Consider the following 13,182-nt stretch of genomic DNA (forward strand, 5'->3'; position numbering starts at 1 on the left):
CTTAAGGCGTTGCATAATAAAGGGATGAATTAGGGTTTACTACTGTGCATTGTCCGTACTGCGAGTCTACGTATATAAGGAAAAATATTAAGAAGGCAGCTATCCTGAAGGCAGGAGGCAGAAGAAATCCCCATAAATAAATTTAGGGGATTTAATAAGGACGTATTTTTCCTTGCGCTGCGCGTCTCGGAAAAAATATTTTTATTTTTTTTGATAAATAAATTTAGGGGCTTGTACCTTTTTCTTTCTGGTCAACAGGAAAATTCTCACGAATCAAATAGGATTGCTATAGTCAATGTAACCAAGTCGGTGAAAATAAACAAAACTACACTTAAAACGCTGATAAATAACAAAGGACAAAGCAGAAAGTCTCTGGGGTTAGCTCAGCGAAAGCAACAGAGGTTTGGAACCATCAGACACCGCTCAAGCAACCGCCAGACCCTAATTGAGCGGACTTACTTAACATTAATTCATTAAGATATAATAGTCAAAATTGTTACATGAATGATAAAATTAACCTTTGATAACTCAAAGAAAAAATAATCTGTTTTGCTATCTTCATAACTTAATATATTTCCTTTGATTATGAAGCCACTTGCTAAAATTTTACAACAGGCTGACCTGATTTCATCTGAGCAGATAGAGATTGCTCTCAAAGAGCAGACCAAAGTTGCTGGGTTGAAGCTTAGTGAAATTCTAGTGCTGCACGGATGGCTTAAACAAGAAACGGCTGATTTTTTTTCTCAGGATTGGCCAGTGTTACTGGAGCAAAAACCAAAACAGCCCTTGGGCAAATATTTAAAAAAAGCTGGACTATTAAATGAACAGCAAATCAGAACTATCCTTGCTGAACAACCGCAGAAAAAACTTCGCTTTGGGGAATTAGCAGTACTTAAGGGTTGGTTGAAACCTACTACAATTAAGTTTTTTCTGGAGCATTTGGCTTTAGAATCGCAACTCCAACAGGAGGAAGAAGTTTCAAATAATCAAAGTTCAGCACAGATAGAACAATTGCATTTGAAAATGATAGTGCCACAGCAGAACAATTTGAAAATCTCGAACCCCATTAAGCATTCAGTTTTTGCTTTCAATTCCCTAGAGCAAGAATCAGCGAGTCTAACACTGTTTACCCCTAATACTATAGAATTATTCAAATTAGATGAAAAAGCTAGTTGTCCGGAAGCTTTGCTCGCAGAAGTACAATTCTGGACAAATGGGCAACCGTCTCTTGCTGAAAAGATTTTTCAATTGGTTGCACAATCGCCAGATTATATTGCCGCAGGTGCAGAAGCAGCAACAGTGCAACAAATAGTACAAAATAACTTAATTAACAATTGGCAAACTCAAGTCACCGCTGAGCATTTGCAACGGATACATGAAAGTACAATCAACAATGTGCAATGCGATCCGTTATCTCTGTTGGAACTGTATCGGCAAATTTGGCAAGAGGGCGAATTACCAACCAACAACAGTCCAGAACAGGCAGAACTGTTGCGTATAGGATTGGTAATCCAACAACAAGACAAGCTAAAAGTTGGGAACCGCATTTACCAAGCAGTTTTTAATTGCAATTGGGTAAACCAGGAGTTCGAGAAAATACTTGCTGCCTCATCGGCAAAAACAACTATCAATTTGAATGTCAGTAATACCATTACTGCGCCTGAATCTAGACCATATAAACGATTCTTTGTGTTGCTAGCAATAGCTGGTTTAATGGTCTGTGGTTCTGGCGTGATTTTTTTAAGTTTCAGTATATTTAGATGGTTACAAGTAGAAATGATTTTTAAACAAGGTAATGTGTTATTGCAGCAAGGAGAGTATCAAGAAGCGATCGCCAAATATAACAACCTTTTAAAATTTGATAGCAACTACTACCAATCTTGGACTAACCGAGGCTATGCACTAGCTGGACTCAAAAACTACAACAAAATGCTAGAATCATGCACTACAGCAACAATCATTCATCCAGAAGCTGTTTATGCCTGGAATTGCAAAGGTGAAGCGCTATATAACCTCAAACAATATAATGAGGCGATCTGGGCTTTCGATCAAGCGATTAGACTCAACTCCAAAGATCCTGTATTCTGGATTAATAAAACTGAGGCACTACTAGCACTCAAGCAACCAGATGCAGCCCTTACTACTATTAATCAAGCAATTGAACTGTTAAAACAAATTTCGGAAAAAGATGCAAATGCCAAAGAGTTAGCTGTTGCTTTTAGCTATCAAGGTAAGGTCTTATTCCAAAAACAAGAATACGAAGGCTCTCTAAAAGCCTATGAACAGGCATTAAAATACAGTCCCAAATACTTTGTGGCTTTACGGGGTAAAGGGATGGCGCTACAAGCTCTAAAAAGAGACGATCAAGCGATCGCGCAATTTTATTTTCTTCTAGATCATCAGCAGCTAAGTGATACTCAAAAAGCTGAAGTATGGTATTATTTGGGGTTGAGCCTGTGTAAATTCCAGCAACCCGAAAAAGCGATCGCCGCTTTCGATAAAGCTCTCAAACTCAAACCCAATTACCAACCTTCAGAACAAGTTAAAGAAACTTGTCCAAAATAAATCACAAAATTCACAATTAAATCGAAGCTTTAGGGGGAAAATAAATACTGATTAGTCAGAAATACCCAGAGATGAGCGCCCCGCTAGATGTATTATCCCTATTTATCCTTAGATGAATTTGGTTTTTTCGTGCTGACCGACTTAATTCCCTTTCATCCCTCAAAATGAGCCAACCGACAGCTCTACATACCATCAAATAATTTTGCAAGATGTCTAAACTATTTAGCAAAAAAGACTAACTGATAATCAGCATGAAAAAACAAGTTTTAGCCGCAGGATTTGTATTATCCTCTTTTTTTGTGTTGCCACTAAAAGCATCGGCAGCAAATTTTAGTCAAATTTACGCATTTGGTGACAGCCTGGTTGATACTGGCAATACTTACAATTTCATCAAAACGGGTACAGGAGTTGAATTTCCTCCCAGTCCACCCTATTTTGACGGACACTTTTCCAATGGGCCAATTTGGGTAGAAGGTTTATCTTCTGCTTTGGGAATAACACAAACTAACCTTGCCTTTGGTGGTGCTACCACAGGTACCCTGAACACGGTTAATGGAAACTTACCTGGATTAGCTCAGCAGATACAAGGCTTTACCACAACTAATCCTCAAGCTGACAGCAAAGCGCTATATGTAATCTGGGCTGGTGCAAATGATTACCTTGGTGGTGGGCTGACAAACCCTGTTGAGCCAGTCAATAACTTAATAAATGCGATTAAATCACTTGCTAGTGTTGGTGCTACAAATTTTCTTCTAGCGAATTTACCTAGTTTAGGTGCTGCTCCTGGCACGAATAACGATCCAACGGTTTCTGCTGGACTAGCTGCTTTGACTAATGCCCATAACTCCGGCTTGGCCGCTGGTATTAATACTTTGAACCAGCAACCAGATATTCATGTCACCCTTTTTGATGCTAATTCCTTATTTAATAGAGCGATCGCATCTCCGGGAGAATTCGGTTATACAAATGTCACCGATGCTTGCTTGACAATAACCAGCCCAACGAGTTTCACTACCTGTCCCAACCCCAATGAATATTTATTCTGGGATCAGCTGCATCCCACAACATACACTCACAGCATTTTAGCAGGAGCTGCATTAGTAGCAGTTCCAGAATCTTCCCCAGCTTTAGGGATGTTGGCACTGGGTGCTTTAGGTACAGTAGGAGTGCTGAAGAAGCGTCAACGCACATATTGAGCGATCGCAACATTTTTCACTATTACTAGCTCAAGCGATCGCCAGGTTATAGAAGTACACGGGTAGGGGCACAACATGTTGTGCCCCTACAATTATCTATACCTCACCAATGTAGTGGGGTGGCACAGTTGTGCTAACCCACTGCGTGTTGCTTTTTGGTTTCAAACAAGCAACTCAAATTACTCTCCAGCATCCAAGTCAAAGTAGAAACTACCGTCAATAATTCTATTGCTACCAACATATTTGATAATGGGTATGCTAACTCGGTGCTGTCCTGGTTCAAGCTTCCAAGTTTGTTGGAAGTTACCAATATGATGACAACCAGCATTAATTGGGAAGGTACTAGGAGTCAAAAGACCATTTTTATAACTCTCAACTCCATTTTTAAATAGATATCCTTTTACTTCTACTTTATTGAGTTGAGCTTGAGATGGTATGCAATAATTGACGTTTGATAATCTTAGAGTATCTCCAGATTTGAGAAATAGGCGATCGTGATTTTTCACTTGCTGAAGTTCGTTGCTATTAACCTGCACAGTCAGATCAGCGACACAGACTTTATCGCCAAGAACTTTGTCACATGTTGTAGAAGTGGCGGTGACTGAGGGCTTTAGTTCTGAAGAAGGCTTGTTGTCACCCCCCATCGTCGCAGACACTCCGGCAGCTACTATGACGCCGGTAGCAGCAATGAGAGCAAGTACAACCCGTTGTCTAAAAGTTACCATTTTTCAAACTCCTCAACTTTTTTCGTATAACACCATCATCACTTGAGACACAAGCTTTACAAGTAAGCGCTAGTAGGGAGTTTGAGTGATTAAATTCTTGTAAGGGAAAGTAGGCAAATGTAGGTTTGTAAGGTAAAGTATTACACTACTGACTGATTTTAACTTTACTCTGCCAATTCAATTACACTTAATGGACTCACAAGAAGCATTAGCATTCATTAATAAGCTACTTGCAAATGATAAGCAAGTCTTAAATGAGTTGGAACAAAAGCTCTTTTTAGGAATGTGGGAAAGGAAGGCGTATAAAGAGATTGTTAATGATGGTTCTTATAGTGCAGAACATGTGAGAGATGTGGGTGCAAATTTATGTAAAAAGATTGGAGTAATTTTAGAAATACAAGTTAAAAAAAGAAATTTTAGAAATCCAATAATAGCAGTATATCAACAGTATTCAGAACAAGCTTTACCTTCCCAAGTACCAATTTTAGAACCAACGAATCCATCACCAAGACATGAATTACATTCATATCATCTATCCCAGCAAAATCATAATCCTTTCATTCCCTTGAATGGCAGAGTAGAAGAAAATTATCTATTCTTCGACCGAGAGCGCGAAATACGACGAGTATTTGAGGTACTGAATAGCGGTAGTAGTATAGTTTTAATTGGGGAAGAGGGAATCGGAAAATCCTCGCTGTTATGGATGATTTACCAAGAAGCAGAAAATCGTCTCAACGTTCAACGCCAGCCAGTTTTCTTAGATCTGAATTTACTTCATAATGAAACCCAATTTTATAGTAATTTGTGCCATGAAATTGGTATAGACGAATGTCAGGGCTATCAGTTAACCCGCAATTTACGAAGTTGTAAAATACTACTGGCTATAGACAATGTAGGAAAACTAACAGGGGAAGGTTTTACTCGAAACATAAGGGATTATTTGCGCGGTTTAGCTGAAGGAAATAATGCTCCATTGAAGCTGATTTTAGCTGCCACCGAACCCCTGAATAACCTTTTTAAGGATAGTCAGGATCAAGGGAATACTTCTCCGTTGGCAGGTATTTGCCAAGAGGAACAAATTCATCCTTGGGATAAAGACACTATACGTACTTTTATTAGCAGCCGTTTAGCTAGAACTACTGTGAATTTTACTGAAGAGGAAATCGTTCAACTCATCCAAGAAAGTGGCGGACATCCTCGCAAACTGATGCAATTTTGTTATCAAACTTATTCGCGGTATGTGGAAAGTTTGCAATGAATAATACCGCTTTTACCTCTCTCCCAACCCCTGCCCTAGTAGGGGCTGGGGGGTTAAATTCTTCACGGGTGATGATGGAGGCTAAATAATGATTCCTGTACCCCGGCTAGACTTAGCACCCAATTTAAAGCGTCTCCTGTCTGTGTGGAATCCCTTCGATTATTTGCGTCTTTTGTACTGGGTGTTTTTCTTTCCCCAAGCTTTGCGGTGGTATGTAGATACATTCGAGGGTGGGTATATTTCTGAAGGGGAAATGAATTGGCGAGAAAGATGGGAGTTATTGCTTCAAAATGCTATCCAACGTCAATTATTTTTCCAAGGATTAGTTTTAATATTAGTTACACCCGTCACCGTAAGTCTAATTTTTCAAACTGTAAATGTTCCCGTTGACTGGTTCGGCGTGGTGGGAGGCATGGCGTTCGGTGTGGCGTTCGGTGTGGCGTTCGGCGTGGCGGTAGGCGTGGCGTTCGGTGTGGCGTTCGGCGTGGCGTTGGGCGTGGTGGGAGGCCTGGCGTTCGGCGTGGTGGGAGGCGTGGTGGGAGGCGTGGTGGAAGGCGTGGCGTTCGGCGTGGCGTTCGGCATAGCGTTGGGCGTGGTGGGAGGCGTTCCGGTGTCCGTAGCGGGAGGCACGGCGGGGGGTCTGCAATTAGACGTGCCAGAAGGCGTGGCATTCGGTGTGGTGTTAGGCGTGGCATTCGGTGGGGTGTTAGGCGTGGCATTCGGTGGGGTGTTAGGCGTGGCGTTAGGCCTAGGAGATGGCGTGGCGTTTATAGTGGCGTTCGGCGTAGCGTTAGGTGTGGCAGTAGTGCGTCCAGAAACCTGGCTTCTTGGCTCACCTTTAAACTTGCGAATCATCCGAAACGGTAGCTGGCTACTCCCCCACATCACTCCGCTTCCCCTTCCTAATCTCGGTTGGCACTTGCAAAATTGGTTGCAAAATGATTGGGAAACAGGTTTACATAATACTAACGAACTGCTTGCATATACCCTACAATTCATTCCTGTTGTGCAAGCAGTTAATAGAGTAATTGCCAAAATTCCTTCAGAGGAAATTATTTGGTATATATCTCGGCTAGCAGAAAATCCCTTTGATTGGAAATTAGTATATTCAGTTTCAGTATTCAGTCGTTTAGATACTCCTACCGCTGCTGCTGCGGCTGGCTTTTGGCATCTGCATGAAAAAGAGCCAGCTAGGGCAATAGAGGCTTTTGATGTAGTGCGTTCTCTTCCCTATGGCGAGGAAATGTTTACCCTTGCCCAAACTTTAGCGCTGTTTCAGGGGGATGAAACTAAAAAACCAGCCTCTATTGCTGCTATCCAAGTTCCTCCTTTTCCACAGGAGCAGCTTTTACGTCCAGATACCTGGAAAGTGCTTGCTAATCTGCGTCGAGTTGTTGAAGATGTTCAGTTTATTGAACGCAACGTCTCACGTTCAGCCAGGTCTTTAGCTCTCAATCGAGCATTAGGCGAACTGACAAAGATCCTAAATCAACCTGACAGACTACCGCAAGCAGAGCGAGGGTTAATTATAGATATCGCTCAAACTTGGAAAGAAAGCCTTTTACAAATCGCTGGTGAAGTCGGAGAAATTTCCATCACCAAGCCTGTGGTTAATCCTTATATTGTAGGCGACCCCGTTCAAGGTCATCTGTTTATTGGGCGAGAAGATATCATCAGACAATTAGAAGAACTCTGGGTAATAGGTAAGCAACTCCAGTCTGTAGTTCTCTACGGTCACAGGCGCATGGGCAAAACTTCCATTCTGCTTAACGCTGCTAACTGTTTAGGCTCACAAATACAGCTAGCATATGTCAACTTGCTACGTTTGGGAGATACCCCTCAAGGTGTGGGTGAGGTGTTGATGGCAATTTGTGATGAAATTTCTCAAGCTATAAAACTTCCACCACCAGCTGACGCTGATTTGCTTAATCTTCCCTACCGGACTTTTGAACGTTATTTAAAACAGGTGGAAGCCAAGCTAGAAGGTGGGTTAATCATCGCCTTAGACGAGTTTGAGAAAATTGAAGGTTTAATTGAAGCGAAAAAAATCCCTATGGATTTTATGGGTTTCCTGCGTGGTTTGGTGCAAATGAGTTCTAAAATCGCCTTTGCATTTGCTGGTTTGCACACTTTAGAAGAAATGACAGCAGATTATTTTCAACCCTTCTTTGCCAGCGTCATTCCTATTCATGTAGGCTTTCAAGAACGTGCAGCTACTCGCCAAATTCTCGCTAACCCAGGTAATGAAGACTTCCCTCTCGACTACATACCGGAAGCTTTAGATGAAATTTATGCTTTGACACATGGTCAACCATATTTAGTGCAACTGCTGGGTTTTCAGCTAGTGCGCCGCTACAATGACTTTGTTTTTGAGCAAGGGCGAAGCCGCGATCCAGTTTTCACAGTAGAAGACGTGGAAGCAGTTATCAATAGCCCTGAGTTTTTCCAGCGAGGACGCTATTACTTTGATGGAGTTTGGGGTCAGGCGGCGCGGGGTGCTGATGGTCAACAGGCAATTGTACGAGTACTTGCACCTCACCCAGAAGGGCTAAGTCTGGATGCCTTAGCTCAGTTTACAGGTATGAACGACGGTGATTTACAGCAAGCGCTGAATACTCTGAAGCGTCATGATGTCGTTGAGGAAACTCAGGGAAAATGGCGGATTATGGTAGAACTGTTTCGCCGCTGGGTTTTACGGTAGGGGCACAACATGTTGTGCCCCTACAGCCGATTCATTTGTTGCAAAGATTTTTAGAAGTGGTTTTGGCGATGCCTACGCAAAAACTATTTCGGAGATCGCAAAAGCTATTTTGGCGACTACAAAAGCTATTTCGGCAACTACAAAAGCTATTTCGGCGACTACAAAAGCTATTTTTGCGACTACAAAAGCTATTTTGGCGACTACAAAAGCTATTTCGGCGACTACAAAAGCTATTTCGGCAACTACAAAAGCTATTTTGGCGACTACAAAAGCTATTTTTGCCATCGCAAAAGCTATTTCGGCGACTACAAAAACTATTCTGACAACTTATCTCCTTAAACTCCGCGGATCTAGTGCATCTCGCAAACCATCACCGAGTAAGTTGAATGCCAACACCGTCAGGATAATCAACACAGCCGGCGGCCAAATTAACCAAGGTTGCAAAACCATAATTGAAGCATTACTAGCCAGAGAAAGCATATTGCCCCAAGAAGGGTCTGGTTGTTGAATACCCAAACCAATCAGACTCAGTATCGCTTCTGCACCAATGAAGCTGGGAACTGCCAGAGTAGCAGAGATAATTACATAGGTAGCCGTTTGCGGCAAAACATGGCGGACAATAATATAAAGTGGGTTACCGCCCATTGCCCGTGAGGCTTGCACAAATTCTCGCTCTTTAATTGATAGTACCTGTCCGCGAATTACCCGTGCTAAACCAGCCCAGCCAATAACCGAAGTAATCACCACAATCAACAAAAACCGCTGGGTACTGCTTAAACCAGGTGGCAAAACTGCCCCCAAGGTGACCAAAAGATAAATACTAGGGAAAGTCATTAGCACTTCTGCCAAGCGCATGATGATGCTATCTGTCCAACCTCCGAAGTAGCCGGAAATTCCACCTATCAGCAAACCGAGAGGAAAGGAAATAGCAACGCCAAAAATCCCGATAAACATACTGATGCGGCCGCCATGCAGCAAGCGACTGAGTTGGTCGCGGCCTTGGTCATCAGTACCCAAAACATTAAATTTTGCTGCACCTGCCGTGCCAAATAAATGCCAATTTAAAGGGATACCCGGAAAAATTGTCACTTCGTCCCACTTGGGGGGTAGTGGCAAAGTTAGCTGCAACAATCGGTATTCTGCGCCAGAGACAAATAGACGCAAGGGTGAGGGTTTTTTGAAGTCTACAATGATTTCGCGATCGCCTGTTTCTAAATTCGTCTCTCCCTGAGTCGTGGGATAAACATGAGGCCCAATAAACTGCCCTGATTGAGAAGCCCAATATACCTTAGTTGGTGGCAGCAATGAACCATTAGGCTGTGAGGCATAGGGGTCATAAGGCGCAATAAAATCGGCTGCAATTACCGCTATGTAGAAAATCAACAGCAATATTGCCCCAAATCGTGCCAAAGGATTTTTCTTCAGTCGTCGCCACCAATCCATAGTAGTTAGGAGTTATGAGTGAGGAGTTATGAGTTACGAAGCTCTTATTTTAATTCATAATTCATGATTAATAATTCTTAACTCCCCACTCTCTTAATTTTAGATTTTTGATTTTTCCTTCAATCTAAAATCCAAAATCCAAAATCCAAAATTGAATAACTCCTAACTCTTAACTCCTAACTCCTCTAAATACCGTTGCTGTTCTTCTTGTTGTCTTTCGTGTTCCACAACAAACACATTCGAGTAGAGATTAGCCAGAATTTGTTTTCCCTGTTGTGTCAGTGACAGATAATGCAGTCCTTCTTGGATATAGGGATATACTCCATTCCAGTAAAACTTCGCGTAGTTCTTACGTAAATCCGCAGGAGTTTTATAGCTCAACACTTTATTCATACCAGTTTCTTCAAACTCGTAGAATAAAGAATTAATTTTCTTTAAGTAACGTGGGTCACTTAATTGCCCAATCAAATCAGCAGCACGGACTAATCCTGCAAAGCACTTTGTATCTTGCTGATCCTCTGCCGCAGGCACCGGAAATCGAGTCAATTCAATATTGCTTTTAATCGCATCGGCATCTATTAACTTGTGACCGCCAAAACGCTCATCAATAAACAGCTTTGCTCTATCAACATGATACGGCGTCAGACTGGCATCAGAAGCCCCAGGAGCCAAAGAAATCATTCTGCCATTTTTACCTGTGGCATATAAGCCTGCTGTTTCTCGGTCTTGTCGGCAAACTCCTTTAACGTAGCCAATATCATGGCTGACTAAGGAGATGATGAAATGCAGCCAATCTTCACTGGAAACACCACCTTCTCTGATGTGTTTACCACGCAAAATTTCCTGCCCCACCAGGGTAACTAAGACGGTGTGTTCAACATTATGGTAAAGCGCATCGCTATTGGCGATGTTTTCCAAAGCCATGTTACCAGCCCAGGCGATGATGTCCTGATAATCATTTTTAAAGCAGCCATAGGTGCGACGGTAGCCTTCTCGAATTTGGTTTACAAAGGCATCAATTAAAATTTCAGTGGCATTGAACATATCTCTTTACTCTGGTATGTACCAATTAGTTATTGATTTTATTCAGGGATTGGGGGCTCTGGGATGAGGGAGATCAGAGAGAATAACTCTTAACTCCTCACTCAGGACTCTAACAGCACTCCCAATGCCATTGGTGTAATTTCGGACAATGGAGTTTGCTCTTTTTTAACTCAGGTATGGGTGTAGACGCTACCTTGACCTATATTTGATTCCGGAATAAGCTGTAGATTTCTAGCAATACAAACGCTTCAGAGTGATTATGGATTGCGTGGGGAAATAACCAGCTAGTATAGCAAAGTACATTAAATTTTTAATTTTAATTAGATAAATCTACATTAGCTTTATCTATTTATTTTTCATTGTTATCTTCTGATTGACAGTGATCTAAATACACCTTGGGTGTGACCTAATACTCAATAAAGCTAAAATACACAGGTTATAAATGACACAAATACACTAGGACACTAGGAAACGGAGAATTTGCAAATTTGCCTTGTTATACTACTGGAGTGGATAGATGAGAAGATATAAATCTGTATCAAAATTTACCTATTTTGTTGAATTTGTCTTAGTAATTCCTTTTAATAAAAGGTACTAATTTGTGATGTTATATACTGTAGCTTGCAAAAGACATTGGCTGAAAAATCGGTCATTTTGATATAAAGTAAACAAATTTCAAGTTTTTTTAATAAAGTACTAACAGTGGTAGGCATACACAGAAAGTGGAGGTGGCACTGTGAGCGATGAGAGTGTTTCAGAAGTTGAGGTGGAAGAACCTGTAACGTTTGAAGATGCTAGCTTTCCAAACAAACCAGACCAAAAACAAACTAGAGCATGGTTGAAGCCATTATTCTTGGGTACTGGTTTAGGAATAGCGATCGCCTTTGGTGGTATGGCTATATCCAGTCGTCTGCCATCTCGTCAACAAAGCGCAGTCGCGGATAAAAAAGTTAACCCAGCGATGACTGTCACCATCGCCACAGTGCAAAATGCCCGTGTTGTTCGTACCCTGAAAACAACAGGTACTGTAGCAGCCAGTGATTTAATTCCGGTACTACCCCAGACAAACGGCCTACAAATCAAAAGCATCCCTGAAGATATCAAAGAAGGAGCTTTTGTCAAAAAAGGTCAAGTATTAGCGGTATTAGATGATTCCGTACTCCAAAACCAAATTAGCCAAGCCAAAGCAGATGTGGAATCAAAACAAGCAGATGTCAAATCCCGACAAGCAGATTTGGCATCTAAGCAAGCAGATTTGGCATCAAATCAGGCAATAGTCCAGCAAAAACAAGCAGATTTAGCTCAATCAAGAGCGAGGTTAGAGGAAGCAGCCAAGAATTATCAGCGATATCAACAACTTGCTGACTCTGGAACCATTAGCAAACAAGAACTCGACACCCGTTCCTACGCTGTGAAAACTGCCATAGAAGTTGTGAATCTTGGTCAACAAAATGTCCGTAGTGCCCAAGCCAGCGTCAGAAGTGCCCAGTCAAACATTGCTAATGCCCAAGCCAGCATCAACAAAGCCAAAGCCGATGTCAAGAGTAGTGCAGCTAAGGTGCAACAACTCCAAACTCAGTTGGGACAAACTGTAGTGCGTGCGCCGGTTTCTGGAGTCATCGCCGAGAAACTGGCTAGGGTTGGTGATGTCACTGGGGTGCCACCGCAAACCCAAGTGGGAACCGTGATTGGTGGCACACAAAAGCTATTTTCGATTATCCAGGATGAAAAACTAGAACTTCAGGCGAAAGTGCCTGAAACACAACTCACACAGGTAAAAATTGGTGCATCCGTGCAAATTACCTCAGATGTCGATCGCCGCGTGCGATCGCAAGGACGAGTCAGGGAAATCCAACCACAGCTCAACGATCAAAGGCGTGAGGCTATAGTAAAAATTGACTTGCCACCAACAACTCCACTCAAACCAGGAATGTTTGCCCGTGCTGCAATTACCACCAATTCAGCCATAGGCATGGTAGTACCGCAAAAAGCAGTGCAGTCCCAAGCAGATTCCAGTGTAATTGTATTCACCTTATCGGGTGAGGATACAGTGGGCATCCAAAAAGTAGAGTTAGGAGATCCTGTTAATGGTGACAAAGTGGAAATCAAGAGTGGCTTGCAATTAGGTGAACGTGTAATAGTTGACGGTGCAGCGTATCTCAAAGATGGCGATAAGGTGCGAATTGCGAAGTAAAGGGGATTGGGGACTGGGGATTGGGGACTGGGGATTGGGGACTGGGGACTGGGGAC

At 42.2% G+C, this 13,182-nt stretch carries 9 protein-coding genes; 5 read left to right on the forward strand and 4 right to left on the reverse strand.

From position 1 onward, the window contains the following. The first annotated feature begins 585 nt into the window (after positions 1–585). Both IQ276_RS24630 and IQ276_RS24635 read left to right on the forward strand, forming a co-directional pair. Positions 586–2,565, forward strand: coding sequence for a tetratricopeptide repeat protein (locus IQ276_RS24630; RefSeq protein WP_193920449.1), 1,980 nt, complete (start codon positions 586–588; stop codon positions 2,563–2,565). Positions 2,566–2,816: 251 nt separating this feature from the next. Next, a complete protein-coding gene (locus IQ276_RS24635; protein WP_193920447.1) occupies positions 2,817–3,761 on the forward strand; it encodes an SGNH/GDSL hydrolase family protein in 945 nt (314 codons plus the stop codon). 179 nt (positions 3,762–3,940) lie between these two features. Here IQ276_RS24635 and IQ276_RS24640 read toward each other — a convergent pair whose 3' ends face one another. Beyond that, on the reverse strand, positions 3,941–4,486 hold the full coding sequence (locus tag IQ276_RS24640; protein WP_190876148.1) for a hypothetical protein: 546 nt from the start codon (positions 4,484–4,486) through the stop codon (positions 3,941–3,943). Positions 4,487–4,676: 190 nt separating this feature from the next. Between IQ276_RS24640 and IQ276_RS24645 the strand changes: the two genes are divergently transcribed. Together IQ276_RS24645 and IQ276_RS24650 are read left to right on the forward strand one after the other, a co-directional pair. Next, complete coding sequence (locus tag IQ276_RS24645) at positions 4,677–5,744, forward strand: helix-turn-helix domain-containing protein (RefSeq protein ID WP_193920445.1); 1,068 nt, start codon at positions 4,677–4,679, stop codon at positions 5,742–5,744. A gap of 88 nt (positions 5,745–5,832) precedes the next feature. Next, positions 5,833–8,445 carry an AAA family ATPase gene (locus IQ276_RS24650; protein WP_235115932.1) on the forward strand — a complete coding sequence of 871 codons (2,613 nt, stop codon included), beginning with the start codon at positions 5,833–5,835 and terminating at the stop codon, positions 8,443–8,445. Between the two features lie 72 nt (positions 8,446–8,517). Here the strand turns inward: IQ276_RS24650 and IQ276_RS24655 are convergent, their stop codons facing one another. From IQ276_RS24655 to IQ276_RS24665, 3 genes are all read right to left on the reverse strand, one after another. Then, on the reverse strand, positions 8,518–8,730 hold the full coding sequence (locus IQ276_RS24655) for a hypothetical protein (protein WP_193920916.1): 213 nt from the start codon (positions 8,728–8,730) through the stop codon (positions 8,518–8,520). A gap of 42 nt (positions 8,731–8,772) precedes the next feature. Next, complete coding sequence (locus IQ276_RS24660; protein WP_190876151.1) at positions 8,773–9,888, reverse strand: ABC transporter permease; 1,116 nt, start codon at positions 9,886–9,888, stop codon at positions 8,773–8,775. A 162-nt stretch (positions 9,889–10,050) separates the two neighbouring features. Next, positions 10,051–10,932 (reverse strand): Npun_R2479 family HD domain-containing metalloprotein, encoded by an 882-nt coding sequence (locus tag IQ276_RS24665; RefSeq protein WP_190876152.1) that lies wholly within the window; start codon positions 10,930–10,932, stop codon positions 10,051–10,053. A gap of 736 nt (positions 10,933–11,668) precedes the next feature. Between IQ276_RS24665 and IQ276_RS24670 the strand changes: the two genes are divergently transcribed. After that, entirely contained in the window at positions 11,669–13,126 is a 1,458-nt protein-coding gene (locus tag IQ276_RS24670; RefSeq protein WP_193920918.1) for an efflux RND transporter periplasmic adaptor subunit, read from the forward strand. Positions 13,127–13,182: the final 56 nt, after the last annotated feature.

Source organism: Desmonostoc muscorum LEGE 12446, assembly GCF_015207005.2.
GTDB classification, from domain to species: domain Bacteria; phylum Cyanobacteriota; class Cyanobacteriia; order Cyanobacteriales; family Nostocaceae; genus Nostoc; species Nostoc muscorum.

Coding starts and splice junctions, on each gene's coding strand:
- IQ276_RS24660 (WP_190876151.1), bottom strand. CDS start 9,888: ATGGATTGGTGGCGACGACTGAAGAAAAATCCTTTGGCACGATTTGGG.
- IQ276_RS24650 (WP_235115932.1), top strand. CDS start 5,833: ATGATTCCTGTACCCCGGCTAGACTTAGCACCCAATTTAAAGCGTCTC.
- IQ276_RS24645 (WP_193920445.1), top strand. CDS start 4,677: ATGGACTCACAAGAAGCATTAGCATTCATTAATAAGCTACTTGCAAAT.
- IQ276_RS24630 (WP_193920449.1), top strand. CDS start 586: ATGAAGCCACTTGCTAAAATTTTACAACAGGCTGACCTGATTTCATCT.
- IQ276_RS24635 (WP_193920447.1), top strand. CDS start 2,817: ATGAAAAAACAAGTTTTAGCCGCAGGATTTGTATTATCCTCTTTTTTT.
- IQ276_RS24655 (WP_193920916.1), bottom strand. CDS start 8,730: ATGGCAAAAATAGCTTTTGTAGTCGCCAAAATAGCTTTTGTAGTTGCC.
- IQ276_RS24640 (WP_190876148.1), bottom strand. CDS start 4,486: ATGGTAACTTTTAGACAACGGGTTGTACTTGCTCTCATTGCTGCTACC.
- IQ276_RS24665 (WP_190876152.1), bottom strand. CDS start 10,932: ATGTTCAATGCCACTGAAATTTTAATTGATGCCTTTGTAAACCAAATT.